Annotated in this window: 24 protein-coding genes and 4 pseudogenes; 15 read left to right on the top strand and 13 right to left on the bottom strand. The window is 71.9% G+C overall.

From position 1 onward, the window contains the following. The first annotated feature begins 27 nt into the window (after positions 1-27). From B1L11_RS31970 to B1L11_RS31935, 8 genes and pseudogenes are all read left to right on the top strand, one after another. Positions 28-687, top strand: a complete 660-nt coding sequence (locus tag B1L11_RS31970) for a TetR/AcrR family transcriptional regulator (protein WP_079319105.1) — start codon at positions 28-30, stop codon at positions 685-687. 75 nt (positions 688-762) lie between these two features. After that, positions 763-2,031, top strand: a complete 1,269-nt coding sequence (locus tag B1L11_RS31965) for a cell wall metabolism sensor histidine kinase WalK (protein ID WP_143737691.1) — start codon at positions 763-765, stop codon at positions 2,029-2,031. A 204-nt stretch (positions 2,032-2,235) separates the two neighbouring features. Next, entirely contained in the window at positions 2,236-2,898 is a 663-nt protein-coding gene (locus B1L11_RS31960) for a DUF998 domain-containing protein (protein WP_079319103.1), read from the top strand. Between the two features lie 47 nt (positions 2,899-2,945). Next, complete coding sequence (locus tag B1L11_RS31955) at positions 2,946-3,317, top strand: YciI family protein (RefSeq protein WP_079319102.1); 372 nt, start codon at positions 2,946-2,948, stop codon at positions 3,315-3,317. 126 nt (positions 3,318-3,443) lie between these two features. Next, positions 3,444-4,705: pseudogene (locus B1L11_RS31950) on the top strand (RNA polymerase sigma factor). An 80-nt stretch (positions 4,706-4,785) separates the two neighbouring features. Further along, positions 4,786-5,355 carry a helix-turn-helix domain-containing protein gene (locus tag B1L11_RS31945; protein WP_079319101.1) on the top strand — a complete coding sequence of 190 codons (570 nt, stop codon included), beginning with the start codon at positions 4,786-4,788 and terminating at the stop codon, positions 5,353-5,355. Beyond that, positions 5,348-6,199 (top strand): SRPBCC domain-containing protein, encoded by an 852-nt coding sequence (locus B1L11_RS31940; RefSeq protein ID WP_079319100.1) that lies wholly within the window; start codon positions 5,348-5,350, stop codon positions 6,197-6,199. Before B1L11_RS31945 ends, B1L11_RS31940 begins: the two co-directional genes overlap by 8 nt. 36 nt (positions 6,200-6,235) lie before the next feature. Then, positions 6,236-7,024, top strand: a complete 789-nt coding sequence (locus tag B1L11_RS31935; RefSeq protein WP_079319099.1) for a bifunctional 2-polyprenyl-6-hydroxyphenol methylase/3-demethylubiquinol 3-O-methyltransferase UbiG — start codon at positions 6,236-6,238, stop codon at positions 7,022-7,024. Here B1L11_RS31935 and B1L11_RS31930 read toward each other — a convergent pair. Further along, the gene (locus B1L11_RS31930; protein WP_079319098.1) at positions 6,999-7,613 is read right to left on the bottom strand and encodes a helix-turn-helix domain-containing protein; all 615 of its coding nucleotides are present in this window, start codon (positions 7,611-7,613) and stop codon (positions 6,999-7,001) included. The two genes, B1L11_RS31935 and B1L11_RS31930, sit on opposite strands and share 26 nt — an antisense overlap. A 117-nt stretch (positions 7,614-7,730) precedes the next feature. Here B1L11_RS31930 and B1L11_RS31925 point away from each other — a divergent pair, with 117 nt between their 5' ends. Next, positions 7,731-8,213 (top strand): cation:proton antiporter regulatory subunit, encoded by a 483-nt coding sequence (locus B1L11_RS31925; RefSeq protein WP_079319097.1) that lies wholly within the window; start codon positions 7,731-7,733, stop codon positions 8,211-8,213. Beyond that, complete coding sequence (locus B1L11_RS45815; RefSeq protein WP_256863069.1) at positions 8,210-9,382, top strand: cation:proton antiporter; 1,173 nt, start codon at positions 8,210-8,212, stop codon at positions 9,380-9,382. Before B1L11_RS31925 ends, B1L11_RS45815 begins: the two co-directional genes overlap by 4 nt. 165 nt (positions 9,383-9,547) lie before the next feature. On the opposite strand, the pseudogene B1L11_RS45810 reads toward B1L11_RS45815, so the two are convergent. Together B1L11_RS45810 and B1L11_RS31915 are read right to left on the bottom strand one after the other, a co-directional pair. After that, a pseudogene (locus B1L11_RS45810) lies at positions 9,548-10,231 on the bottom strand (cytochrome c oxidase assembly protein); the annotation flags it as partial. 70 nt (positions 10,232-10,301) lie between these two features. After that, entirely contained in the window at positions 10,302-10,889 is a 588-nt protein-coding gene (locus B1L11_RS31915) for a DUF2243 domain-containing protein (protein ID WP_256863068.1), read from the bottom strand. Positions 10,890-11,139: 250 nt separating this feature from the next. Between B1L11_RS31915 and B1L11_RS31910 the strand changes: the two genes are divergently transcribed. Continuing rightward, on the top strand, positions 11,140-11,613 hold the full coding sequence (locus tag B1L11_RS31910; RefSeq protein ID WP_218671448.1) for a hemerythrin domain-containing protein: 474 nt from the start codon (positions 11,140-11,142) through the stop codon (positions 11,611-11,613). Positions 11,614-11,629: 16 nt separating this feature from the next. On the opposite strand, the gene B1L11_RS31905 is transcribed toward B1L11_RS31910, so the two are convergent. Continuing rightward, on the bottom strand, positions 11,630-12,397 hold the full coding sequence (locus tag B1L11_RS31905) for a TetR/AcrR family transcriptional regulator (RefSeq protein WP_079319095.1): 768 nt from the start codon (positions 12,395-12,397) through the stop codon (positions 11,630-11,632). 76 nt (positions 12,398-12,473) lie between these two features. On the opposite strand from B1L11_RS31905, the gene B1L11_RS31900 reads away from it, so the two are divergent. Together B1L11_RS31900 and B1L11_RS31895 are read left to right on the top strand one after the other, a co-directional pair. Then, positions 12,474-13,484: an ATP-binding cassette domain-containing protein gene (locus tag B1L11_RS31900; RefSeq protein WP_079319094.1), complete on the top strand. Its 1,011-nt coding sequence runs from the start codon at positions 12,474-12,476 to the stop codon at positions 13,482-13,484. Continuing rightward, positions 13,481-14,308, top strand: a complete 828-nt coding sequence (locus tag B1L11_RS31895; RefSeq protein ID WP_079319093.1) for an ABC transporter permease — start codon at positions 13,481-13,483, stop codon at positions 14,306-14,308. Before B1L11_RS31900 ends, B1L11_RS31895 begins: the two co-directional genes overlap by 4 nt. Here the strand turns inward: B1L11_RS31895 and B1L11_RS31890 are convergent. The 9 genes and pseudogenes from B1L11_RS31890 to B1L11_RS31860 all read right to left on the bottom strand — a co-directional run. Beyond that, positions 14,287-15,489, bottom strand: a complete 1,203-nt coding sequence (locus B1L11_RS31890; RefSeq protein WP_218671447.1) for a serine hydrolase domain-containing protein — start codon at positions 15,487-15,489, stop codon at positions 14,287-14,289. The genes B1L11_RS31895 and B1L11_RS31890 overlap by 22 nt on opposite strands. A gap of 30 nt (positions 15,490-15,519) precedes the next feature. Continuing rightward, positions 15,520-16,779 carry a glycoside hydrolase family 3 C-terminal domain-containing protein gene (locus B1L11_RS54225; RefSeq protein WP_306291731.1) on the bottom strand — a complete coding sequence of 420 codons (1,260 nt, stop codon included), beginning with the start codon at positions 16,777-16,779 and terminating at the stop codon, positions 15,520-15,522. A gap of 277 nt (positions 16,780-17,056) precedes the next feature. After that, positions 17,057-17,815: pseudogene (locus B1L11_RS54220) on the bottom strand (glycoside hydrolase family 3 N-terminal domain-containing protein); the annotation flags it as partial. After that, positions 17,812-19,482 (bottom strand): family 20 glycosylhydrolase, encoded by a 1,671-nt coding sequence (locus tag B1L11_RS31880; protein ID WP_179155418.1) that lies wholly within the window; start codon positions 19,480-19,482, stop codon positions 17,812-17,814. The gene B1L11_RS31880 and the pseudogene B1L11_RS54220, both read right to left, overlap by 4 nt. Continuing rightward, a complete protein-coding gene (locus tag B1L11_RS52450) occupies positions 19,479-19,982 on the bottom strand; it encodes a family 1 glycosylhydrolase (RefSeq protein WP_256863067.1) in 504 nt (167 codons plus the stop codon). Before B1L11_RS52450 ends, B1L11_RS31880 begins: the two co-directional genes overlap by 4 nt. After that, the gene (locus B1L11_RS52445; RefSeq protein WP_256863066.1) at positions 19,970-20,680 is read right to left on the bottom strand and encodes a family 1 glycosylhydrolase; all 711 of its coding nucleotides are present in this window, start codon (positions 20,678-20,680) and stop codon (positions 19,970-19,972) included. Before B1L11_RS52445 ends, B1L11_RS52450 begins: the two co-directional genes overlap by 13 nt. A 44-nt stretch (positions 20,681-20,724) precedes the next feature. After that, complete coding sequence (locus tag B1L11_RS31870; protein ID WP_079319091.1) at positions 20,725-21,573, bottom strand: carbohydrate ABC transporter permease; 849 nt, start codon at positions 21,571-21,573, stop codon at positions 20,725-20,727. Next, entirely contained in the window at positions 21,570-22,475 is a 906-nt protein-coding gene (locus B1L11_RS31865; protein ID WP_218671446.1) for a carbohydrate ABC transporter permease, read from the bottom strand. Before B1L11_RS31865 ends, B1L11_RS31870 begins: the two co-directional genes overlap by 4 nt. 57 nt (positions 22,476-22,532) lie before the next feature. Beyond that, a pseudogene (locus B1L11_RS31860) lies at positions 22,533-23,354 on the bottom strand (extracellular solute-binding protein); the annotation flags it as partial. A 62-nt stretch (positions 23,355-23,416) separates the two neighbouring features. Here B1L11_RS31860 and B1L11_RS31855 point away from each other — a divergent pair. Continuing rightward, positions 23,417-23,845 (top strand): glutaredoxin domain-containing protein, encoded by a 429-nt coding sequence (locus B1L11_RS31855; RefSeq protein ID WP_079319117.1) that lies wholly within the window; start codon positions 23,417-23,419, stop codon positions 23,843-23,845. Between the two features lie 132 nt (positions 23,846-23,977). Then, positions 23,978-24,800 (top strand): tyrosine-type recombinase/integrase (locus tag B1L11_RS31850; protein ID WP_079319088.1); only part of this gene is annotated, 823 nt, incomplete at its 3' end.

Below are 24,800 nucleotides of genomic sequence, written 5' to 3'. Positions count from 1 at the left end.
TCCCACGCCCGAAGGTGGGGTTGTCACATGGCCGTTCGAGGGCCGAGGAAGGATTCTCCGCGGCTCACCGCGCGCGGCGCGGCCACTCGCGAGCGCATCGTCGCGACCGCCGCGGACCTCATGTTCCGACAGGGGGTCACGGCGACGACCCTCGACCAGGTGGTGGACGCCTGTGGCATCAGCAAGTCGCAGCTCTATCACTACTTCCCGGACAAGGAAGCGCTGATCACCGAGGTGATCGCGATGCGGGAGCACCGCATGGTCTCCTTTCACAAGCCGCAGCTCGACCAGGTGCGCTCGATGCGGGATCTCGAGAGGTGGCGCGACTCGCTGGTGACGGGCCACCGGGAGAGCGACGAGCCCTACAGATGTCCCATCGGCGCCCTGGCCAACGAGCTCTCCTGCCGCTGCGACGACGCCCGCCAGTCCCTGGCGGCCGTCTTCCGCAAATGGCAGGGACTGCTGGCGGACGGCCTCGCCCGGATGCGGGAAAGCGGCGAACTCGACCCCGGCGCGGACCCCGGGGAACTCGCCGTCGCCGTCATCGCCGCCCTGCAGGGCGGCTACCTGCTCGCCGAAACCATGCAGGACGAACGGCCCTTCGCGGTCGCCCTCGACATGGCACTGGACCACGTGAAAGCCCACGTCAGGACCCCTGTCGCCAATTTGACACGATCGGACAACTGACCGCAAAGTGGACGAAATCGTCCAATTTGCCCGTAGTGGTGGTCCACCGGGTGCGGCAGGAGAATGGTGAGGTCGATGCCGTCTCTGCGCTCGATGCAGGCGCGCTACACGACAGCGGCGACGATGCTGTTGCTCCTGCTCACGGTCCTGGGCGGCGTGAGCCTTGACCTGGCGATCCGATACAGGGTCGAGGACCAGGTGTTCTTCGACGCCGAGCAGGTCGCCGCCCAATGGAGCGCGCAGGTGCGCGGCGGCCTCCTGCCGCACTCCACCCCCACCTCCACCTCCGGCACCGTCGACCTGGTCCAGCTGGTGGACGCGCGCGGCAGGGTCATGGCCGCCAGCCCGGACGCGACGGGGCGGCCGCGGCTGAGCACGCTCCGGCCCCCGCCCGACGACCGGCTTCAACGGCGTGTCGAGTGCCGCCCGGGCGAGCGGTGCGTCCTGCTCATGGCCAACCGGGTGTCGACGGCCCCCGACGCCCCCGTCGTCTACGCCGGAACGGTCGAGCCGCCCCTGATCGCGACGCACCGCCTCGAATACCTCATCGCGGGTGCCGCGCTCCTCATCGTCTTGCTGGGCGGCCGCCTTATGTGGTCGCTGTGCCCGGCGGAGCAGCAGTACCGGCTCGCCTCCGTCACCTCCCACGAACTCAGGACACCGATCGCCGGGCTGCGCGTGCAACTGGAGGAAGCACTGCTCCACCCCGATCACGTCGACCCCCGCGACACCATCCGGGGGGCGCTGTCGGCCACCGGCCGCCTGGAGGCGATCGTGCAGGACCTGCTGACGATGACCAGGCTACGCGGCGGCCAGCCGGCGCCGTACGAACCGATCGACCTCGCCGCGCTGGTCACCGAAGAGGTGGACGCGCACTCCGGCGGCACACCGGTGGAGCTCTACACGGCCGGGGATGTGTGGGTGCACGGCTCACGGATCCAGCTGATCCGGCTGGTGGGCAACCTGCTGAGCAACGCGCGACGCCACGCCGCGACCGCCGTCACGGTCTGCGTCGGATCCGCCGACGGCCGGGCGGTCCTCGCAGTGACCGACGACGGGAACGGCATCGCGCCCGCCGACCGTGAGCGAGTCTTCGAGCGATTCACCCGCCTGGACGAGGGGCGGCGCCGGGACGCCGGCGGCACCGGACTCGGACTTGCCATCTCCCGCGACATCGCCCGCGCCCACCGGGGAACACTGCGGATCGAGGACTCCCCCCGCGGGGCGCGGTTCGTCCTCCGGCTACCACTCCTCGACCGGAACGCGATCGGCACGCGCCGTCTCACCCGCACCGGTCGGACGACCGCTGACCGGACCGCTGACCGGACCGCTGACGACCGGTGACCGACGGCGGGCGCCACCACGTCGCCCTGGCATCACGCCGCTCACCGGGCCGTCCCTGCCCGCGGCCGCGCACGGCGCTCCCGGGTAGGTGCCGTCGGAAAAATCTTGAAGAAAATCCGGGAGGCGTGTCGATCCGGGGGCGTCCCGTTCGAGGAGTGGGTGAGTGGCCGGTGAGGGACCGGCCGGACCTGAGGAGAACCACCCATGACCACCGCCACCGCTCACGCCGGCACCGCCGCCCGCACCTGCGACCGCGAGACCAGTGTCACCCGCAGCCTGCTGGGGTACGGCGTGATCGCCGGCCCGGTCTACGTCGGGGTGTCGCTGACCGAGGCCCTGACCCGGGACGGATTCGACCTGACCCGGCACGCCTGGAGCCTGCTCGCCAACGGCGACCTCGGCTGGATCCACATCGCGAACTTCGTGCTGGCCGGGGCGATGACCATCGCCTTCGCCGCGGGCCTGCGCCGCGCCCACGGCCGTGGCTGGGCTCCCCGCCTGCTGGCGGCGTACGGCCTGAGCCTGCTGGCGGCCGGGGCCTTCCGGGCCGACCCGGCCCAGGGCTTTCCGCGGGGCGTGCCGGCGGGCGAGGTGAGCTGGCACGGCATCGCGCACCTGGCCTCCGGCGGCGTCGGGTTCGCCTGCCTGGTCGCGGCCTGCTTCGTGCTCGCCCGCCGCTTCGCCCGGCGCGGGCAGGCGGCCTGGGCGTGGAGTTCGCGGGCGACCGGCGCGCTGTTCGCGGCCGGGTTCCTGGCCGTGGCCTCGGGGGCGGGCGCGGCCTGGGCCAACCTCGCCTTCACCGGCGCCGTGGTGCTCGCCTGGGCCTGGATCAGCGCCCTGGCCGTGCACGCGTACCGGAACGCCTGACCCGTCCCGCGTTCACCTGATAGATCTTGTCTGAGAGGAGACGACCGATGCGTTACATGGTTCTGCTCAGGGCAGCCCAGCCCGACACCCCGCCGCCCGCCGACCTCATGGAGGCCATCGCCAAGCTCGGCCAGGAGGCGACCGTCGCCGGGGCGCTGCTGGACACCGCCGGGCTGGCCCCCAGCGCGTCCGCGGCGCGGGTGCGCATGGCCGAGGGCAGACTCAGCGTGACCGACGGCCCGTTCACCGAGTCCAAGGAACTGATCAGCTACGCCCTGTACGACGTGCGGTCGAAGGAGGAGGCGGTCGAGTGGGCCGCGCGCTTCATGCGCCTGCACCGTGACCTGTGGGAGGGCTGGGAGGGCGAGGCCGAGGTGGTCAAGGTGCTCGGCCCCGAAGATTTCGCCCCGCCGGCCTGAGCATCCCCGGCCTGAGCATCCCCGACCTGAGCATCCCCGACCTGAGCATCCCCGACCTGTGCACCCCTGACCGGAGCACGCTGACCCGAGTGTCCCGGCCTGAGCACCTGTGAGCTGAGCACTCCGATGACCGGTAGCGAGGCGCTGCTCGCGGCGCACCGCGCGATCGAGGCGGTCTGGCGGATCGAGTCCGCCAGACTCGTCGCGGCGCTGGCCCGCCTCGTCGACGACGTCGGCCTGGCCGAGGAACTCGCCCAGGACGCGCTGCTCATCGCGCTGGAGCAGTGGCCGGAGGCGGGCGTGCCGGACAACCCCGGCGCCTGGCTCATGGCCACCGCCAAGCACCGCGCGATCGACCACCTGCGGCGGCGCAGCCGCTACGAGCGCAAGCTCCAGGAGATCGGCCGCGACATCGAGAGCAGGCCGCAGCCGGACCCGGACGCCGGCATGGACGACCACATCCGCGACGACATGCTGCGGCTCGTCTTCACCGCCTGCCATCCCGCGCTGACCACCGAGGCGCGCGTCGCGCTCACGCTGCGCCTGCTCGGCGGCCTGACCACCGGGGAGATCGCCCGGGCGTTCCTGGCCACCGAGCCGGCGGTGGCACAGCGGATCGTCCGCGCCAAGCGCACCCTGGCCGACAAAGGGGTCGGATTCGAGATGCCGGCTCCGGACGACCTGGCCGAGCGGCTGTCCTCGGTGCTGGAAGTCGTCTACCTGATCTTCAACGAGGGCTACTCGGCCACGGCGGGCGCCGACTGGACCCGCCCCGACCTCTGCCACGAGGCGCTGCGCCTGGGCCGTCTCCTGACGGGCCTGCTCCCCCGCGAACCGGAGGTGCACGGCCTGGCCGCGCTGATGGAACTGCAGGCGTCCCGCCTGCGCGCCCGCACCGGACCGGACGGCGCGCCGGTCCTGCTCCCCGACCAGGACCGGCGCCTGTGGGACAGGCTGCTGATCCGCCGGGGGCTGGAGGCGTTGGAGCGGGCCGAGTCGCTCGGTGGCGCCTTCGGCCCGTACGCCCTGCAGGCGGCCATCGCCGCCTGCCACGCCCGGAGCGCCCGTCCCGAGGACACCGACTGGGAACGCGTCGCCGCCCTCTACCGGGTGCTCGCCCACGTCGCCCCCTCCCCCGTGGTCGAGCTGAACCGCGCCGTCGCGGCGCGATGGCCGGCGACCCCGCGCGCGGGCTGGAGATCGCCGACGCCGTCGCCGGCGACAAGGCCCTGCGCGGCTACCCCCAGCTGCCCGCCGTACGCGGCGACCTGCTGGCCCGGCTGGGCCGTACGGACGAGGCGCGGCGGGAGTTCGAACGGGCGGCGGCCCTGACCGGCAACGAGCGGGAGCGGGCCCTGTTCCTGTCCCGCGCCGCCGGCTGCGGGTAGCCGGCCCCTGCCCGATGACCCCTTCCCCCTGCCGGGAGCGATTGACAAAGAGAGTTTTTACGTACAACATTGTTTTTGCGATGAGAGACGTCCTGTACCTGGAGCAGATCGAGCAGGCCGAGGCACTGCTGAAACCGCAGCGCATCGAGGTGCTGCGGCAACTGGCCGTGCCGCGCACGTGCACCGAGGTGGCGGCGGTGCTCGACCAGACGCCGCAGCGGGTCTACTACCACGTCAAACGCCTGGTCGAGGCGGGCCTGGTCGACCAGGTCTCCGAGCGGCGGGTGCGCGGCATCACCGAAGGCATCTACCAGGCGAGCGCCCGCTCCTACTGGCTGTCGCCGGGCCTGGTGGGCCGCATCGGCGGGCTGCGCCGGCGGCAGGACGAGCTCAGCCTGGGCTACCTGCTCGACCTCATGGAAGAGGTGCAGGCCGACATCGCCGCCCTCGACCGGACGGCGCCGGAGTTGCCGTCCATCGGCGTGTCCGGCGAGGTGCGCGTGCCCCCGGAACGACGCCAGCAGTTCCTGGCCGACCTGCGCACCGCGCTGCAGGACCTGTTCACGCGCTACGGCGGCGACGAAGGCGACGCCTTCAAGCTCGCCGTGGCGTGCTATCCCCACTATCCCCCGGGAGACGACCGTGAGTGAACCGATGATCGTCCGAGTCCGCCTGGCGGCTCCGCTGAAGGAGGTGCGTCACGCGCTGACCGACCCCGCCGCGATGCGGGTGTGGCTGGCCGAGCACGCCGAGGCGGACCTGCCCGGCCGCTACGCGTTCTGGGGCCGCCGCACTCCCGAGGGCGACGCCCCCCACCAGCGCCCGCTGCACGCCGACGACCACACGCTGCGCTTCGCCTGGCTGCTGGACGGCGTGGAGACGACCACCGAGATCACACTGGAGGAGGAGACCCCGGACACGACCGTCCTGACCCTGTCGCAGAGCCACTTCGACTTCCAGGACGCCATCACCGGGGCGAGCATCCGGGGCGTGCTGCAGACCTTCTGGTCGCTGGCGCTGTCCAACCTGGCCGACCACGTCGAGGGGCGCGAGATCGGCCCCCAGCCCGACTACACCTCGGCCGACTTCCGGGGCGAGATGGTCGTCGACGCGCCGGTCGAGCAGGTCTACGACTCCCTGGTCGACTCGGACAAGGCGAGCGACTGGTTCGGCTACCCCATCGGCATCGAGCCGTACGTCGGCGGGCGCTTCGCCATGGGCGGACTGGACGCCGACCCGCACCCCGCGAAGATCATCGACCTGGTCCCCGGCAAGACAATGTCGGCCGACTGGGGACCGGGGGGCGTCGTCACCTGGGAACTGGAGGACAGCGGCGGCAAGACCCGCCTGACGTTCGTCCAGAGCGGCTTCGACACCGGCAACCCGCCGTACGCGGGCTGGACCGGATGGCTCAGCGGCCTGGCCCAGCTGCGCCGTTACCATGAGGTGCCCGGCGGCCACCGGATCTGGCTCCCCGCCGAGCCGGCGGCCTAGCCACCGCGCCCACGACCAGGCGGAGTGTGATCGGTCATGACGGTGACCCTGGAAGTGCTCGCCTACTACGAGCAGGACAGGGAGGACGGCAGGCTCCGTACGGGCCGGGGCCGGCTGGAGCTGTGGCGGACGCAGGACGTGCTGCGCCGGGCACTGCCGTCACCGCCCGCCCGGGTGCTCGACGTCGGCGGCGGCACCGGGGTGCACGCCGAATGGCTGGTCGCCGACGGCTACGAGGTCGAACTGCTGGACCCGATCCCGCTCCACGTCGAGCGGGCCGCGGCCCTGCCGGGTGTGACCGCCCGGCAGGGCGACGCACGCGACCTGCCCCTGCCGGACGCGAGCGCGGACGCGGTCCTGCTGCTGGGCCCGCTCTACCACCTGGCCGACCGCGCCGACCGGGTCACCGCCCTGACCGAGGCGCGCCGCGTGGTGCGCCCCGGAGGACTGGTGGCCGCCGCCACCATCAACCGTTACGCGGCCGTGCACGACATGGTCTACCTGGGGGTCTACGAGCAGGAACCGCACCGCCGGGCCGCGCGCGAGGCCATGAAGGACGGCGTCCTGCTGGGTCCCGTGCAGGGTTTCTCCGCCTACCTGCACGACCCCGACGAGGTGCCCGGGGAGTTCGCCGACGCGGGGCTCCCCGGCGCCGAGCGGTACGGCCTGGAGGGCGCCTTCTGGCTGTACGGCGACGTGAACGACTGGCTCGACGACCCCGAACGCCGCAGCCTCATGCTCGACGCGCAGCGCACGCTGGAACGCGTGCCGTCGCTTCTCGGGGTCAGCGGCCACATGCTCACCCTCGCCCGCCGGCCCGCGTAGGCTCCTGCTTCGCTTTCGGGCGGGCGCGCAGGTGGGCGCGCTCGCCCTGCTGGCCGAACAGGCTGAGGAACTCGACCGCGTCGGCGTCGGCGGCGCCGAACCAGTGCGGCAGCCGGGTGTCGAACTCGGCCGCCTCGCCCGGTGACAGCACCAGATCCTGCTCGCCGAGGACCACCCGCAGCCGCCCGTTCAGCACGTAGAGCCACTCGTACCCCTCGTGGGTCTTCGGCTCCGGCTGCCTCCTGGCGCTGCCTGCCGGAATCACCAGCTTGTACGCCTGGATGCCCCCGGCCCGGCGGGTCAACGGCAGCATCGTCATGCCGAAGCGGACGACCGGCCGCAGGTGAATGCGCGGATCCCCGGTCGGCGGGGCGTCGACGAGTTCGTCCAGCGTGACCCCGTGGGCCCGGGCCAGGGGCAGCAGCAGTTCGAGGGTCGGACGTCGGGCACCCGACTCCAGCCGCGACAGCGTGCTCACCGAGATGCCGGTCGCCGCCGACAGGTCGGCCAGGGTCGTCTCGCGCTGCCTGCGCAGCGCGCGCAGCCGGGGCCCGACCGAGACGAGCGCGTGTTCGAGGTCGTCGTCCACGGCGTCAGCTTGCCATACCCGCAACGGCACGTGCCAAGACGGCCGAAATGAGACCTCCGTCCATTATTGGTAGGTTCCTGGGCAAGTATTGGCTTATCAGGACGGAGGAGCGGCACCGTGGATGTCGAGCAGACGGTGTTGCCGGGGATCGGATTGCGGCACGAGTTCACCACCCGCTCGGGACGGCGCATCGGGGTCGTCTCCCACCGCACCGGGCGGCGCGACCTGGTGATCTACGATCCCGACGATCCCGACAGGGCCTGCGAGACAGTGAAACTCAACGACGAGGAGGCGGACGCGCTCGTCGAGCTGCTCGGCGCCCCTCGCATCGTCCAGCGGCTCAACGCCCTGCACCGCGAGGTCGAGGGACTGGTCAGCGTGCAGCTGCCGATCTCGCCCGGCTCCCCCTACGCCGGCCGGCCCATGGGCGAGGCACAGGTCCGCACCCGCACCGGAGCCTCCATCGTGGCCGTCGTCCGCGCCGGGCACGTGTTCGCCAGCCCCGCCCCCGACTTCCTCCTCACCGGGGACGACATCGTGGTCGTGGTGGGCAGCGAGGACAGCACCGCCGCCGTCGCCGACATCTTCGCCAGCGGCTGAGGGCAGCGCGTGCACAATACCGCGATACTCTTCCTGGAATTCGGCGCCGTCGTCCTCGGACTCGGCATCCTCGGAGCACTGGCGCTGCGCGTCGGCATCTCCCCCATCCCTCTCTACCTCATCGCGGGCCTGGCCTTCGCACCGGTGGCATCCTCCCGCTGGCCACCAGCGAGGACTTCATCGCCACCGGCGCCGAATTAGGCGTCATCCTGCTGCTGCTCACCCTCGGCCTGGAATACAACGCCGACGAGCTGGTGACCAGCCTCAAGGGCAACGCCCGCGCGGGCCTGGTCGACCTCGTGCTCAACGCGGCGCCCGGCGCCATCTGCGCGCTGCTCCTCGGCTGGGGACCGGTCGCCGCCGTCGCCATGGCCGGCGTCACCTACGCCACCTCCTCCGGCATCACCGCCAAGGTCCTGTCCGACCTTGGCTGGATCGGCAACCGGGAGACCCCGGTGGTGCTGTCGCTGCTGGTGTTCGAGGACCTCACGATGGCGGTCTACCTGCCGGTCCTGACCGCCATGCTGGCGGGCCTGAGCCTGGTCGCCGGGGCGGTCACGGTGGCCATCGCGCTCGCCGCGGTGAGCGTGGTCCTGCTGGTCGCGCTGCGCTTCGGCCGCTACATCGAGGCGTTCGTCGCCAGCCCCAACTCCGAGGTGCTCGTGCTCAAGGTGGTCGGGCTGGCGCTGCTGGTCGCCGGGCTGGCCCAGCAGCTGCAGGTGTCGGCCGCGGTCGGGGCGTTCCTCGTCGGGATCGCGCTGTCGGGCGAGCTGGCCGAAGACGCCCAGGCGCTGCTCGCGCCGCTGCGCGACCTGTTCGCCGCGGTCTTCTTCGTGTTCTTCGGCCTGCAGACCGACCCCACCAAGATCCTCCCCGCCGCCGGTCTGGCCGCAGGCCTGGCCCTCGTGACGATGATCACCAAACTGCTGACCGGCGTGTACGCCGCCCGCCGCGCCGGCATCGCGCGTGCCGGACGGGTCCGCGCCGGCATCGCGCTCATCCCCCGCGGTGAGTTCAACATCGTCATCGCCGGGCTGGCGGTGGCCGCCGGCGCCCATCCCGACCTGGGCGCGCTGGCGGCGGCGTACGTCCTGATCCTGGCGGCCTTCGGTCCCCTGGCGGCCCGCCTGGTCCAGCCGCTCCTCACGCGGATAGCCGCCCGCGCCTGAGGGCCGTCGCCCTCCTTCCCCCCGTGTCACCGGTCTGCCCCGCATCGCGGCGGCGGGCCGTGCTCTTTTCACGCCCGTACGGCCCGGCCGGGGACGGCGTTCCGGACGCCAGGTGGACACGAGGGCGGCGGCGAGGAGGAGTTCGGCGATGTCGCCGCCGTAGTACATGATCTCTGCGCCGCCCTGCACGTCGGGAACGGGCGCGTGGACGTCCACCCAGAATCCGCCGTACATCAGCTGTGCGACGACCGCGTGCACGGCGATGGCGCAGCCGAGGTAGATCAGGCGGGCCCGCACGCCCGGCCGGGCGGGCGCGGGGTCGGGGCCGGCGATGACGTGCGCGAACAGGCACCCCGACAGCAGGAAGTGCGCGTGCAGCAGCCAGTGCCCGGCGGGCCGGGCGGTGACGGCGTCGTAGAGCGGGGTGAAGTACAGCACTACGAGGCTGCCGGTGGACAGCAGCAGGGCGGTCGCCGGATGGGTCAGCAGCCGGCCGGGACGGCTGTGCACGACGGCGCTCAGCCGCCGCGCGCCGCCGACGGGCAGGGTCCGCAGCAGCAGGGTGACCGGGGCCCCCAGCACCAGGGCGAGCGGGGCGTACATGCCGATGAGCATGTGCTGGACCATGTGGCCCCGGAAGTCGGCGTGGGCGAAGGACGCGACGGGCGGCAGGAGCGCCGCGGCCGACAGGACGACCCCGGTGGCGAAGCCCGCCGTACGCCACCGGCTCCAGCCCGCGACCGGGTTGCGGCGGCGCGCCCGCCTGGCCAGGTGCAGATACACGAGCAGGGCGAGGGTCGGCAGCAGCACGCCGGACAACCCCGCGAAGTGCGCGCCGTGGTCCGCCATGCCGTGATCCATCACGCCGGGGTCCATCATGCCGTGATCCGTCACGCCGGGGTCCATCGTGCGTGGTCCGTCATGCGGGGGTCTGGGCGGGGTCGAAGGACCGCCCGCTGCGCGCGAGCAGGTAACCCCCGGCGAGCAGCAGCGCGCCAAGGACGAGGAAACCGATGTCCCACCAGAGCTGGTGGGGACCGCCGCGGACGTGATGGATGGCCAGGATGTGGTGGTCCAGGACGCCTTCGACGAGGTTGAAGATCCCCCAGCCGGCCAGGATCCAGCCCCACAACACCCGCGAGGTCCACACCCTGCGCCGGTTGCGGGTGACCCTGGAGTACAGGATCGCGAGGCCGATGAGCACCGCGAGCCAGCACACGGCGTGGAAGACGCCGTCCCACACCGTGTTCATCTCCAGCCCGGAGACGGTGCGGGGGTTGTAGTACTTCACCCCGATGCGGTCGCTGTTGGTGCCGCTCAGCATGTGATGCCACTGCAGGAGCTGGTGCAGCAGGATGCCGTCGACGAACCCGCCGAGTCCCACCCCGAGCACGATGCCCGGCAGCCGCAGACTGGCCGGCGTCGCATCGGCCCGGGCCTCGCCCGCGGTGGTCGCCATCACCCCTGCCTCCGTCCCCTCCGCCGCCGCTGTGCGGATCTCCGCCACGGCAGGTTCCCCGGACGAGATGGTGTAGTCACGCAGGCACGCGCGGAGCCGCCGCGGGCCTACCGACTCTTTATGGAGCGGCTGCGGTCGTCCCCGTACATCCGGCCTGGTGCTTACGTGTTTGACACGTTCTTTGCGGCGTTGGTAGGAATCTTGCCAGCGCCGCAGTGCACCCGGCAAAGAGACCGCCGAGGGCATGGAGGCGCCGAAACCACGGAAACGAACTTTGGCGAGATCCGACGATCGCCTGATGGCGTTCGGCAACCAGTTGATCGAAGTACACCTCTGGCTCCGCGAGGAGCTGGCAGGGCTGCGTGAAGGCGTCGACGCCTATTTCGCCGGCGGCGCGCGGCCACGCGAACTGCGTGCCCATTGTCTGACCTTCTGCTCGGCGCTGACCCGGCATCACACCGGCGAGGACGACGTCGCGTTCCCCGAAGTCGCCGGGCGGTTCCCCGAACTGCGCCCGGTGCTGGAGGAGCTGCGCCGTGACCACCGGCTGGTGGAGGACTCCCTGCGACGGCTCGAGGCGCTCGTCGCCGGGCTGGACGAGGAGACGGACCCCGCCGAAGTCCGGCGCGAGATGGACAGCCTGGCGGCGCTGATGGAGACGCACTTCGTCTACGAGGAGAAGCGCATCGTTGCGGCGCTCAACGCGTTGAACGTGCCGGACTGGGACCGTTCCCCGCCCGCGTTCCTGCTCGCCGACGACGCGGAGCGCTGACCGGCTCCGGCACCGTTCATCCGGCGGTGCGGGCGGCGACGAACGCCTCGATGCCGTCGAGCACGCGCTGCAGGCCGAACTCGAAGGCCTGGTCGGGGTCGTAGGCCGCGTTGTACGCCTCGCCCGCGGCCGCGCCCACCCGGGCGGCCACCGGGTGACGCCGGGGGTCGAACACCCTGGCCAGGTAGGGCGCGTGGGCGTACCACCACTGCTCGTCGGTGACGCCCGTGTCCCCCGGCGCCTGCGCCGCCTCCACCGCACCCCGCGCCGCGCCGCTCACGTAGCCGTTCAGCAGCGTGACGACCGAGTCCATCTCGAGGTCGTCCAGGCCGATGCCGTCGACCGCCCGCAACTCGTAGTCGTACTTGGCGATGAGGTTGGGCCCCAGCGGGGGCCGGGTGAGCGACGACACCTGCAGCATCCACGGGTGCCGCCGGTAGAGCGCCAGGTTCTCCCGCGCGATCAGCTCCAGCCTGCCCCGCCAGCCGCCCGGCACCTCCTCGGGGGCGGGCAGCTCGCCGTACGCGGTGTCGAGCATGACGTCGATCAGCTCGGCCTTGCCCGGGACGTAGGTGTACAGGGACATCGTCCCCACCCCGAGCTGCTCGGCGACCTTGCGCATGGACAGCGCGGCCAGGCCCTCGGCGTCGGCGACCTCGATCGCCGCGCGCACGATCCGATCGACCCCGAGATCCGGCTTGCCCTTGCGCCCGGTCCGCTCACCCGTGCGCCACAGCAGGGCCAGACTCCGCGCCGGGTCTCCCTGCGAGCTGTACTCCGTCATCGCCTGCGAATTCTATGCGCACCCTGGTTCCGTATGCTGTACGGTACAGCGTACTTAACCGTACGGAGGAGCCACCATGACACACGCGGTCGTGGCCGAAGGGCTGCGCAAGCGATACGGGGACACCCCCGCCCTCGACGGCGTCGACCTCGCCGTCAGCGAGGGCACGGTGCACGGCCTGCTCGGGCCGAACGGCGCAGGCAAGACGACCGCCGTCCGGATACTCACCACGCTGCTGCGCCCCGACGGCGGCACGGCCCGCGTCGTCGGCTTCGACGTCGTACGGCAGGCCGCCGACGTACGCCGCAGCATCGGCCTGGTCGGCCAGCACGCCGCACTCGACGAGGTCCTCAGCGGCAGGCAGAACCTCGTCATGTTCGGCCGCCTCCACCACCTGCGCCCCGCCGCGGCCCGTGCCCGGGCCGACGAGCTGCTCGCCCGGTTCGGCCTCGCCGGCGCCGGGACCAAACCCGTCGGGCAGTACTCCGGCGGCATGCGCCGCCGCCTCGACCTGGCGGTCGGCATGATCTGTTCCCCGCCGGTGCTGTTCCTCGACGAGCCCACCACCGGCCTGGACCCGCGTGGCCGCACCGAGGTGTGGGACGCTGTACGCGGCCTCGTCGCCGCCGGTACCACCGTGCTCCTCACCACCCAATACCTGGAGGAGGCCGACCAGCTCGCCTCCCGTGTCTCGGTCGTCGACGCCGGCCGCGTCGTCGCCGAGGGCAGCCCCGACGAGCTGAAATCCGCGCTCGGCGGCGACCGCCTCGACGTCGTCGTGCGCCACACCGCCGACCTGCCCGCCGCCGCCGCGATCGCCGGCCGGGTGGCGGGCGCCCCGGGCGATGCCCCCGGTGATGTGTCCGTCGACGTGGACGCCGACTCCCGCCGCGTCAGCGCACCCGTACGCGACCGGTCCGCCGCGCTCCCCGAGGTCCTGCGCGCGCTCGACGCCGCCGGCATCGCCGTGGCGGACATCGCCGTGCGACGGCCCACCCTGGACGAGGTCTTCCTCCACCTGACCGGCCACCCGACCGGCACGGAGAACGGTACGGAGAACGGCACGAGAAGGGGAGCCGCCGCATGACCGTCACCGCACCCGAGATCCCCCGCACCGCGGCCGCGCGGCTGCGCTGGGCCCTGGCCGACGGCTGGACCGTCACCCTGCGCGACCTCGGCCACTGGGTCCGCAAACCCGGCCAGGTCGTGGCGGGCCTGCTGTTCCCCGTCATGATCGTGCTGATGTTCGGCTACCTGTTCGGCGGCGGCATGGCCGTACCGGGCGGCGGCGACTACCGCGAATTCCTCATGCCCGGCATGTACGCCATGACCATGCTCTTCGGCATCGAGGCCACCTTCACCGCCGTCGCCCGCGACGCCGCCAAGGGCGTCACCGACCGCTTCCGCTCCCTGCCCATCGCCTCCTCGGCCGTCGTCCTCGGCCGCAGCGTCGCCGACATGCTCAACACCGTCCTGGGCCTCCTCGTCATGATCGCCTGCGGCCTGGCCGTCGGCTGGCGCTGGCACGAGGGCCCCGCCCGCGCCGCCCTCGCCATCGGGCTGCTGTTGCTGCTGCGCTTCGCGTTCCTGTGGGTCGGCATCTACCTCGGGCTGACCCTCAACGGCCCGGAAGCCGTCATGGCCGTCCAGGTCCTCGTCTGGCCCGTCGGCTTCCTGTCCAGCGCCTTCGCCTGGACCGGCACCATGCCCGGCTGGCTCGCCGCCGTCGCCGAGTGGAACCCCCTGTCGGCCACCATGGCAGCCACCCGCGACCTGTTCGGCAACCCCGGGGCGGGCGGCACCACCTGGATCGCCGAGCACGCCGCGGTCATGGCCCTGGTCTGGCCGCTGCTGCTCATCGCGGTCTTCTTCCCGCTGTCGGTGCGCCGCTACCGCCGCCTCGACCGCTGACACCCCTTCAAGACGTCCCGCCCACGATGTCCCGCAGCGCCCGGGTCCACGGCACCCAGCGTGGATCGGGGCCGGCGGCGGGGTTCCAGCTCATGTCGGTGCACACGTAGGCGACGGCCGTACCGGTGCGCGGCTGCGCGTAGGCCAGGCGTCCCCCGGCTCCGGCGTGACCGAACGACCCCTCCCCGAGCATCGGAAGGCCCGGCCGGGGCAACTCGTAGCCGAGCCCGAAGCGCGAGGACTCCGGGCCGGCAGGCGGTCGAAGGGCGGCGGGGCGGGCAGGTCGTCGGTCTGCGGGGCACTCGCCCGTGCCGCACTGTCGCCGTCGAGCAGGCGAACCCCGTCGACCGCGCCGATCGTCGCGGCGTACATGCGGGCGAGCGAACGGGCGTTCGCGATGCCGTTGGCGGCAGGGACCTCGGCGACATGGGCCTCGCGCCGATTGAACCCCTCCGCCGCCGCGGCGACGCCGCGGAAGGTCGCGGCGGTGGCGCGCACGAGCCGGTCGGCCGGATCGAGGCCCAGACCGGTGAGCAGCGCGAGCACCTCCTGCTCGCCCGGCTGAGGCTGCGGGAGAACTGCGGGACGAAGCGGTGCTCCTCGGACTCGGGCAGGCCGATCCACAGGTCCAGCCCGAGCGGACCGGCGACCAGGTCCGCCAGGACGGCCCCCACGGTCCTTCCGGTGGCGCGGCGGATGACCTCGCCGACGAGGTAGCCGTAGGTGAGGGCGTGGTACATCATGGCGGTCCCCGGCTCCCACAGCGGGCTCATCGCCTCCAGCGCGGCCACGCAGGCGCCCCAGTCCAGGTATGCGTCCGGGCCGATCGGCGCCTCCGGGGCGAAAGGGTTGAACCCCGAAAGGCCGGCCCGGTGGGTCAGCAGGTCCGACACCCTGATCCGGGCCTTGCCCCCGGCCGAGAACTCCGGCCAGTAATGGGCGACCGGGGCGTCCAGGTCGAGCACGCCGCGCTGGGACAGCAGGTGGGCGCAGGTGGCGACGGCTCCCTTGCTGACCGACATGACGATGCCCAGCGAGTCGCCGCTCACGGGGCGTCCGCCGATCGGGTCGCCGCCCGCCCACAGGTCGACCACGAGCCGCCCGTCCTGGTAGACGGCGAGCTGGGCGGCGCCCCCCGTCGTCGTGCTGCCCGCGTGCGAAGGCCGCGCGAACGGCTTCAAAGCCCGGGTGGACGCTGCCGTGGACCTCGGTCATCGGCTTCCCCCTGTCGTACGGCCCTGCGGCACCGTCGCCCCGGAACGGTCGTCGTGCGGGGACGCCTCACGGGCCGCGGCGACGAGTTCCGCGACGACGTCCGGGGTCAGCCCGATGCCGAAGGTGGAGAACTTGACCAGCGGAATCCCCAGAGCCAGCTCGATCAGCGCCGAGTGGCCGCCGGAGGCGCCGAGGAGGCCGGCGACGTGCCGCATCCGCTCACCGAGCAGCCGCGCGCCGACGGGATGGGCCAGCCACTCCCCCAGCGTGGACATCGGCTCGAGCTCGTCCACCTGCCCGTCCCCGGCCGCGGCGACCTCGGCCCTGAGGCGGATGTCACGCGAGGACGCGCCCACCTCGACGATGAAACGCCCCTCGTCCACCCGCCAGCCGTGGCGGGCCGGCGACCACTGCGCGATGTCCCTGCCGGTCAGGGCGAAGGAGACCCGCTCGGACTCGCCGGGCTCCAGCCCGACCTTGGCGAAGCCGCGCAGCTCGTGCCCGGGCCTGGACGGGATAGGTTCCTCAAAGGCCACGTAGAGCTGCACGACCTCGTGGCCGAACCGGCCGCCGGTGTTGGTGACGGTGACCTCAACCGTCCAGGCGTTCTCCCCGCTTTCCACGACCTCCAGGTCGCTGTAGGAGAACCGGGTGTAGCTCAGGCCGTGGCCGAAGGGGTAGGCCACGGGAACATCCAGGGTGTCGTAGTGGCGGTAGCCGACGTAACGGCCCTCGCCGTACACCACATGCCCGTCACGTCCCGGAAAGTGCAGGTAGGAGGGAGTGTCGGCGAGCCTGAGCGGGATGGTCTCGGTCAGCCTGCCGCAGGGGCTGTGGAACCCGAAGATCAGGTCGGCCAGCGCGGCCCCGCCGGCCTGCCCCGGCAACCACCCCTCCAGGACGGCGGACGCCATGTCCTGCCACTCCGCCACGGAGACGACCCCGCCGTTGGCCAGGACCACCGCGATCCGCGGGCAGACGGCCGACACCTCACGCAACAGGGCGATCTGGTCGGCCGGAAGGTCGATCGTGGTCCGGTCGAAGCCCTCGGACTCGGCGGCCTCGGGCAGGCCGAGGAACACCAGCGCGACATCGGCCCGTCGCGCGGCGGCCACGGCCTCGGCCACCAGGGCGGCCTCCGGCACGCCGTCCCCCCGATCGTGAACCAGGGTGAATCCGGGGGCGAAGGTGAGCTCGGCGCCGGGGCCGGCGGCGGCCCGCAGCGCGTCCCACGGGGTGTCCAGGCGCGTGGGCACCACGTGCGAGCTGCCGTTGCCCTGATAACGGGGGGGTGCGGGCGAACTCCCCGATGACGGCGATCCGCTGGGAGGCGGCCGGGTCGAGCGGCAGCAGATCGCCGTCGTTCTTCAACAGGACGGCGCCGGCCCGGGCGGCCTCGCGGCACAGCTCGTGATGGGCGTCCTCGTCCCAGCCGTCGAAGCGCCGCGCGCCCTCCACCCGGCGGCCGAGCAGGATGACGCGCTCGGCGGCGGCGGTGACCGCCGACTCCTCCAGGCGCCCGGCCGCGACGATCCGCTCGTCGGTGCCGGTCGGCGGCATCTCCAGGTCCAGCCCGGCGGCGAGGGCGGCGACCCGGTCGTCGACCGCGCCCCAGTCCGACACCACCAGTCCGTCGAAGCCCCACTCCTCCCGCAGCACCTCGGTCAGCAGTGTGCGGTTCTCACTCGCGTACACTCCGTTGATCTTGTTGTAGGAGCACATCACGGCGTACGGCGCCGCTTCGCGCACGATCCGCTCGAAGGCGGGCAGGTAGATCTCGCGCAGGGTCTGCTCGTCGACGTCGGCGCTCACCCGCATCCGGTCGGTCTCCTGGTTGTTGACCGCGAAGTGCTTCACGCACGCGCCGATCCCCAGCGACTGGATCCCGGTGACCAGGGCCGCGCCCATCACCCCGCTGATCAGCGGGTCCTCCGAGAAGTACTCGAAGTTGCGGCCGCACAGCGGGGAACGCTTGATGTTCACCCCGGGCCCGAGCACGACGTCGGCGCCGAGCGCGGACGCCTCCCTGGCGAGGGCCGCACCCACCCGCCGGGCCAGCTCGGGGTCCCAGGAGGAACCGAGCGTGACTGCGGGCGGGAAACAGGTGGCGGGAAGGCTGTTGTTCAGCCCGAGCGCGTCGCCCGACGCGGGGTCCTGCCTGCGGATGCCGTGCGGGCCGTCGGTCAGCGTGAGCGCGCGCACCCACTCGCCGACGGCGGTGGTCTGCCAGGTGCTGCTCCCCGAGGTCAGCGACGCCTTCTCGGCCAGGGTGAGGTCGTGGGAGAGGTTCATGTGCCGGCCTCTGCGTTCAGGAGGGATGAGGGAGCGCCCGGTGTCGTAAAGGTGGTCGGTGCCGGAGCGACGGTCGGGGAAGGGCGCACACCGCACGTGGCGGGCCGGAACGCCGCGCCCCATCCGGTCGCCCGCCACACCTCGGCATGCGGGTCCAGCCGCGCCCGGTGATCCTCCCAGCTCGTCCGCTCTCGCGTCCATGCCCGTTCCGCCGCACCCGGGAGACGGGGAAGCAGCAAGAACGCCAGATCGTCGAAGTCCTCGATGGTCTCCGACCAGATCGCGGCCTCCACACCGGCGATCCGCACGTCGAGCCCCGCGACCAGCGACCGCGGAGACCAGTCGAACATCTCACGGAGAGTCTTCGGCGGATAGTCGCGGAACCCGAGCCGGGCCCGGCGCGCCTCCCCCTCGGCGTCGTCGGCCGCCTCCGCGTACGGCCGGTCGAGATACAGCACGTCGCTGGAGGAGACGAGCACCGGCAGTCCGGCCGCCGCGGCGGCGGGGCCGTCGGAGGGCGCGAGGGCGAACAAGGCGACCATCTGGTCGACGAACGGGTGGGCGGCCTCAGGCAACCCGGCCTTCTTGGCGTCGGCGTCGATGCTCGTCTCCGCACCGATCCACAGCTGCAGGATGTCCCCCTCGCCGAGGGCGCCGCTCCGCACGGTCTCCTGCCACGCGACGACCCGCCTCCCGGCCCGGTGCGCGGCACGTACGGTGGCGCCGACCGCACGAGCGTAGGCCTCGTGCGGCATCCCGAAGGGTTCGTCGCCGCCGACGTGGACGAAACGGCCGCGGGACGCACGCGCGAACTCGCTGACCGTCTCTTCCAGGAACGCCTCGGCCCCCGGTACGGACGGGTCCACATATCCCAGCCGGGAGGCGATCCCGCCATCGGTGAGCTGCGGATAGGCGCGAACCGCCGCCAGGCAGTGCCCGGGAAGGTCGATCTCGGGCACGATCGTCACCCCGCGCGCCGCGGCGAACGCCGCCAACGCGTCCAGATCGCGCCATGTGATCAACTCGCCCGGCGACGTCGCGTTCAACCTCGGCCAGGACGCGGACTCCAGCCTCCAGCCCTCGGTGTCGGTGAGATGAAGGTGCAGAACGTTGAGCTTGTACCGCGTCAGCAGGTCGATGACGCGGCGGATCTCCTCCAGGCGGAACGGGTGTCGCACGACGTCGAGCATCAGGCCGCGCCACGCCAGGCCGGGCCCGTCCGCGATCCGCCCCGTCGGCAGCCGTCCGTCGGCGCACTCCGCCAGCTGCACCAGCGTCGCGGCGCCCCGCAGGACCGCCCGGGGGCACGCTCCGGTCACCGTCACCTCGCCGGGAGCGATCGTCACGGTGTGCCGCTCGTCCTGCGCGACCTCGTCGGGCGCGACCCCGCCCGCCGGCGGCACATCGCGGGGAGCCTCCCCGATCAGCAGGACGACGCGCAGCGGCGGTGGATCGTCCGCGTGGTCGCCGCCCGGCCGGCCGGCGAGGCGGGCGAACTCGCCTTCGAGCCACTCGCCGACCTCGCGCAGCGCGTCCTCCGCCTCGATCACGACGCGGCCGGGGTCCAGGACCGTCGTCGTCGCGTCGTCGAGCGCGACCGCGTACGGCCACGGCACCAGCGCGGGCCTCACCGCGGCCCTCACCGCGGCCCCGGCGGTCCGCGTCACGACGCGGCCTCCCGGCCGAGCGTCGTGACGGGGTTCTGCACGAGCCGCCCGAACCACCGCGCGCTGGGCTTGACCGTCCGCCGGAAGGTCGTCCGGTCCACCGCGACAAGACCGAAGGTGGGTTCCCACGAGCCCCACTCGAAGTTGTCCAGCAGCGACCAGTGCAGATACCCCCGCACGTCGACGCCGTCGGCCATCGCGCGGGCCAGGCCCGTCAGGGCCTCGCCCGTGTACTCGATCCGTTCGTCGTCGTCGCCGGTCGCGATGCCGTTCTCGGTCACCAGCAACGGCGTCGACCCTCCAAGGCGCGCGGCGGTATGACGGACCGCGTCCTCCAGCGCGCGGGGATAGTACTCCCAGCCCGTCATCGTGCGCCTGTCGGCCGGACCGGGGGCGATGACCCCCTGCTCCCCCACCCGGAGCCGGCTGTAGGCCTGCACGCCCACGAAGTCGTCCCCCTTCGCCACGTCGATGTACTGGTCGTCGATCAGATACGACATCTCGGCCGTGCGGTCGCGCCGGCGCCGTGGTCCTGCACGTTCTGGTTCGCCACCGTCCACCCCGACCTGACCCCGGGCACGGACGCCAGCAACTCCCGGGCCTCCGCGTGCGCGCGTGCCAGCGCGAGCGTCACCTCGGGATCCGGCGGGACGAAGGAGGGGGCGGAGCCGCCGATCCCGTGCGCACGCCGCGCGGTCGTCCATGCGAGCATGTTGGGCTCGTTGATCGTGCAGACCCAGGGCACGCCGTCGAGGATCGGCAGCACCGCGCGGACGTACTCGGTGAAGCGCGCGATCGCCCCCGCGGACGTCCAGCCTCCCTCGTCCCTCAGCCACGCGGGGCTCGTGAAGTGATGAAGCGTGACGACCGGCGTCAGGCCCCGCTGCCCACAGCCTTCGATGATCCGGCGGTAGTGGTGCAACACCGCCAGCGAGGGATGACCGGGTGTGGGGACCACCCGCGCCCACTCGATGCTGAACCGGTAGGCGTTGAGCCCGAGGCTCTGCACGATGTCGAGGTCTTCGGCCCAGCGGTGGTAGCTGTCGCAGGCGTCGCCCGACCGATCGGGCAGACCCCACGTCCCGTCGTTCTCCGCCTGCCAGAAGTCGCTTCCCACGTTGTTCCCCTCAACCTGGTGCGCCGCCGTCGACGCCCCCCAAAGAAACCCGTCGGGGAAGGCCAGGTCGTGCGAATTCACTACGTCTGCTCCTTCTGTTGCGGTCGTCTGCGTCTGCGGTGCCGTCATTTGAGCCCTACCGTGGCGATGCCTTGCACGAAGTAGCGCTGCAGGAACACGAAGAGCGCGAGGATCGGCGTGATGATCAGGACGGCGCCGGCCAGCAGCGTGCCGTAGTCGGTCGAGTACTGGCCCGTGGAGTAGAGCGAGAGCGCGACCGGCAGTGTGTACATCGACTCGGACTGGCTGGCCACGAGCGGCCACAGGAAGTTGTTCCACGAGCCGAGGAAGGTGAGGATGCCGAGCGTCGCCAGCGCGGGGCCGCACAACGGCATCACGATACGGATGAAGATCCTCAGCTCCGACGCGCCGTCGATGCGCGCGGCCTCCATCAGGGAGTCGGGGATGTCGAGCATGAACTGGCGCATCAGGAAGACGCCGACCGGCTGGGTGAGGAACGGCAGCACGAGCGCGCCGTACGAGTTGAGGATCCCCATCTTCGCGACGATCACGAAGAGCGGAACGAAGGTCACGACGCCCGGCACCATGATGGTCACCAGCACGACGCCGAGCAGGATCCGTTTGCCGGCGAAGTCCATCTTGGCGAGGGCGTAGCCGACCATCGAGCAGAACAGCAGGTTGCCCAGCACCGTGAGCACCGCGACGACGAGACTGTTGGTGAAGTACGTGCCGAAGTGCAGCTGCGTGAGCCACCGGGCGAAGTTCCCGCCGGTGGGAGACTGCGGCCACCACGTCGGAGGATCGGCGAAGATCTCGTCCTGCGTCTTGAACGAGCCCAGCACCATCCAGGCGAACGGCATGAGCCACACCACAAGGCCGGCGGTCAGCACCACGTAGCCGAGCGGTCGCGCCGACAGGAGCTTCGGCCGGGCCCGTCCGGTCGTGCGGGTCATGTGGTTCTCCTGAGCGCACGGAACTGCACGGCGCTGACCACGGCGATGACGACGAACATGATGTAACTCGCCGCCGACGCCTTGGCGAGGTCGCCGAAGCCGAAGGTGTTGAACGTGTAGTAGGTCATGGAGAAGGTGGAGTCGAGCGGCCCGCCCTGCGTCATCACGTAGGCCTCCTCGAAGAACTGCAGATAGCCGACCGAGATGAGGACGCCGCCCAGGAGCATCGTGGGGCGCAGCAGCGGGAGCGTGACGCTGCGCAGGCGACGCCACACCCCGGCGCCGTCCATCGCCGCCGCCTCCGTGATGTCGGCCGGAATGCCCTGCAGGCCCGCCAGGAAGACCACCATCAGCGTTCCGGTGTTGCGCCAGGCGGCCATCACGATCAGCGAGGGCAACGCCCAGGTGGTGCTGTTCAGCCAGTCGGGACCCTGGACGCCGACCACCGCGAGGAGCATGTTCAGCAGTCCGTCACGGGCGAGGATGTAACGCCAGATGACCGAGACGGCGACCACGCTCGTCACCACCGGCGCGTAGAAGCCGAGGCGGTAGATCGGCCTGAATCGCCGGATCCCCGAGTTGAGCGCGAGCGCCAGCGCCAGTCCGAGCCCCACGGTGACGGGGATGCCGACGAGCACGAACAACACCGTCACGCGTGCCGCGTTCAGGAACTCCGGGTCGGTGAGCACGTCGGCGTACTGCCGGAACCCGACGAAGTCCACGCTGAACGGCGTCTGGATGTCCCGGGCGGTCATGTCCGTGAAGGAGAAGCCGAGCGAGCCGACGATCGGCAGGATCATGAACACCGCGAAGACGACGACGAACGGTGCGGCGAACATCCAGGCGATCACGGTCTGCCGGCGCCGGCGCGCGGAGCCGGGTCCTCCCGGACGGGCGCGCACGTCACCGGACGTACGCGCCCGCGCAGGCGTTGCCACGAGTGCGGATCTCGACACGACTCAGGACTCTCCGATGGCGTCGGCCCGCTGCTGGAGTTCCCGCAGCGCGTCGGCCACGCTCACCCCGCCCTTGACGATCTTCTCGATCGCGGAGTCGCCGGCGGCGCCGACCTTGTCGAAGGAGACGATCTGCGGCGGCGCCTTGGCGGTCGTGAGCTGCTCGCCGAACGCCGCGAGCGTCGGGTCCGAAGCCAGCGCCTGATCCTGCCACGCGCTCCGCACGGCGGGCAGGTCACCGCTGGCCGCGTACCAGGCCGCCTGCGTCTGCGCCTGGCTCAGCCACTGCACCAGCTTCCAGGCGGAATCGGGGTTCTTGGCCGCCTTGAAGACCACCAGGTTCGACCCTCCGACGAACGAGATCGAGCTCTCCTTCTTCGGCAGCGGCGCGGTCGCGTACTTGCTCGCGAACTGCTTCCCGGCGGCCGTGGCGATGACGCTGCGCAGATACGGGCCGTCGACCACCATGGGCGTCGCGCCCGACAGGAAGTCCTTCACCTCCGCGGCGGTGGCCGTGTCCACGTTCGGGTCGGCGATGCCCTCCGTGAAGTACGACGCCAGGTATTCGTAGGCTCCGGCGAACTGCGGTGTGTCGAGCGTCCACGCGGACTGGCCGGCGTTCAACAGCTCGGCGCCGTTCGACCACGGCATCCACAGGGTGGACAGGAACGATCCGGTCGTGCCCGCGGGCAGGCGGATGCCCCACTTCGCCCCGGCCTTCCGCTGCATGTCCTTGGCCATCTGCCGCAGTTCGTCCCAGGTGGCGGGGGCCTTCTTCCAGCCGGCCTTCTCGGCCAGATCCGTCCGGTAGTACAGCACGCGGACGTCGACGTACCAGGAAACCTCGAGCCGCCGGCACCGCGGGCCGGTGCGCTAGCGTGACCGCCATGCTGCGCCGATGGATGCTGCCGATCCTCTTCCTGGCCGTCGGGCTCGCCGCGGCGGCCAGGAAGGTCACCCAGGGGTTGCCGGGCGCCGCCGTCACGCTGCTCCTGATCTTCCTGCTGGCCGCCGCACTGCTGTCGCCCCTCGCCTTCCCGAGGTCCGTCAGTGCGGCGGAGGCGCTGCGCCGCAGCGAGGCCGACGGCCGCCCGATCGTCTACTGGCGCCCCGGCTGCCGCTACTGCCTGCGCCTGCGCACGCGGCTCGGACGTCACGCCCACCGGATGCACTGGGTCGACATCTGGCGCGACCCGGACGGCGCCGCGGCGGTCCGGGCCGCCACCGGCGGCGACGAGACGGTGCCGACCGTGGTCGTGGCGGGCAGGCCGCACGTCAACCCCGACCCTCGATGGGTGCGCGCCCAACTGCCCTGACAGACCTCAGCGACTGCTCCGGACGCGGGACGTACGGCCTTCGCGTTGTCGTCGAGGGTTTGTCGGTGACTTAAATGATCTTACAACTAGTCGGGCGCCTTTACAATGTAGATTCATAGTAGGATCGAGGCGATGAACACCCCCGCCGTCCCCGAGCGGAACACCCCGGCACGGCCCGAGCGCGACCCCTACCGGGTGTATCTCGACGCGCTGCAGAGCCCCGAGTCCAAGCGCACGATGAAGGGCTGCCTCGACCGCATCGCCCGCCTCATCACCGGAGACCCGGCGGCGACCGGCGCCGGTCAGCCCTGGGAACTGCTCCGCTACGAGCACACCATCCGCCTGCGCACGCTGATGCGGGAGCAGGGCTGGTCGCCCGCCCACGTCAACAAACACCTGGTCGCCCTGCGCCGCGTGCTGAAGGAGGCGTGGCGGCTGGGCCTGATGAGCGGCGAGGACTACCAGCGGGCCGCCGACCTGCCCGCCTACAAGCACACCCGCGTCCCGGCGGGACGGCACGTCGAGGCCGAGGCGCTGGCGGCCGCGCTGGAGGTGTGCGACGGCGACCACTCCCCCGCCGGCCGTCGTGACGGCGCGATGCTGGCGGCGCTCTACTCCACCGGCTGCCGCCGCGCCGAGATCGCCGGGCTCACCCTGGCCGACTTCGATCCCCACGCGCGCTCCCTGCGGGTGCGGGGCAAGGGCGACAAGGAACGACTGGTCTACCTGACCGCGGAGGCCGTCGAACGCCTCGACCTCTGGCTCGCCGTACGCGGCCGGGCGACGGGCCCCCTGTTCTGTCCCATCAACAAGGGCGGGCGGCTGCGGCCGGCCCACATGACCGGCCAGGCCATCGCCGACATCGTCTCCCGGCGCCTGGCCGCCGCCGGGGCGTCCCCCCGTACGCCGCACGACTTCCGCCGCACGTTCATCGGCGAACTGCTCGACGCCGGCG

Origin of the sequence: Microbispora sp. GKU 823 (assembly GCF_002027145.1) — a bacterium.
Classification (GTDB): Bacteria; Actinomycetota; Actinomycetes; order Streptosporangiales; family Streptosporangiaceae; genus Microbispora; species Microbispora siamensis.
The sequence above is the reverse complement of the archived record's forward strand: the minus strand, read 5'-3'. Positions and strand labels throughout refer to the sequence as shown.

What these genes read in the sequence shown, in the direction of transcription:
- B1L11_RS31905 (WP_079319095.1), bottom strand. Translation starts at nt 12,397, where the DNA reads ATGACGGAGTACAGCTCGCAGGGAGACCCGGCGCGGAGTCTGGCCCTG.
- B1L11_RS31910 (WP_218671448.1), top strand. Translation starts at nt 11,140, where the DNA reads ATGGCGTTCGGCAACCAGTTGATCGAAGTACACCTCTGGCTCCGCGAG.
- B1L11_RS31960 (WP_079319103.1), top strand. Translation starts at nt 2,236, where the DNA reads ATGACCACCGCCACCGCTCACGCCGGCACCGCCGCCCGCACCTGCGAC.
- B1L11_RS31955 (WP_079319102.1), top strand. Translation starts at nt 2,946, where the DNA reads ATGCGTTACATGGTTCTGCTCAGGGCAGCCCAGCCCGACACCCCGCCG.
- B1L11_RS31945 (WP_079319101.1), top strand. Translation starts at nt 4,786, where the DNA reads ATGAGAGACGTCCTGTACCTGGAGCAGATCGAGCAGGCCGAGGCACTG.
- B1L11_RS31900 (WP_079319094.1), top strand. Translation starts at nt 12,474, where the DNA reads ATGACACACGCGGTCGTGGCCGAAGGGCTGCGCAAGCGATACGGGGAC.
- B1L11_RS31965 (WP_143737691.1), top strand. Translation starts at nt 763, where the DNA reads ATGCCGTCTCTGCGCTCGATGCAGGCGCGCTACACGACAGCGGCGACG.
- B1L11_RS31935 (WP_079319099.1), top strand. Translation starts at nt 6,236, where the DNA reads ATGACGGTGACCCTGGAAGTGCTCGCCTACTACGAGCAGGACAGGGAG.
- B1L11_RS31895 (WP_079319093.1), top strand. Translation starts at nt 13,481, where the DNA reads ATGACCGTCACCGCACCCGAGATCCCCCGCACCGCGGCCGCGCGGCTG.
- B1L11_RS31870 (WP_079319091.1), bottom strand. Translation starts at nt 21,573, where the DNA reads ATGACCCGCACGACCGGACGGGCCCGGCCGAAGCTCCTGTCGGCGCGA.
- B1L11_RS31970 (WP_079319105.1), top strand. Translation starts at nt 28, where the DNA reads ATGGCCGTTCGAGGGCCGAGGAAGGATTCTCCGCGGCTCACCGCGCGC.
- B1L11_RS52450 (WP_256863067.1), bottom strand. Translation starts at nt 19,982, where the DNA reads ATGTCGTATCTGATCGACGACCAGTACATCGACGTGGCGAAGGGGGAC.
- B1L11_RS31855 (WP_079319117.1), top strand. Translation starts at nt 23,417, where the DNA reads ATGCTGCGCCGATGGATGCTGCCGATCCTCTTCCTGGCCGTCGGGCTC.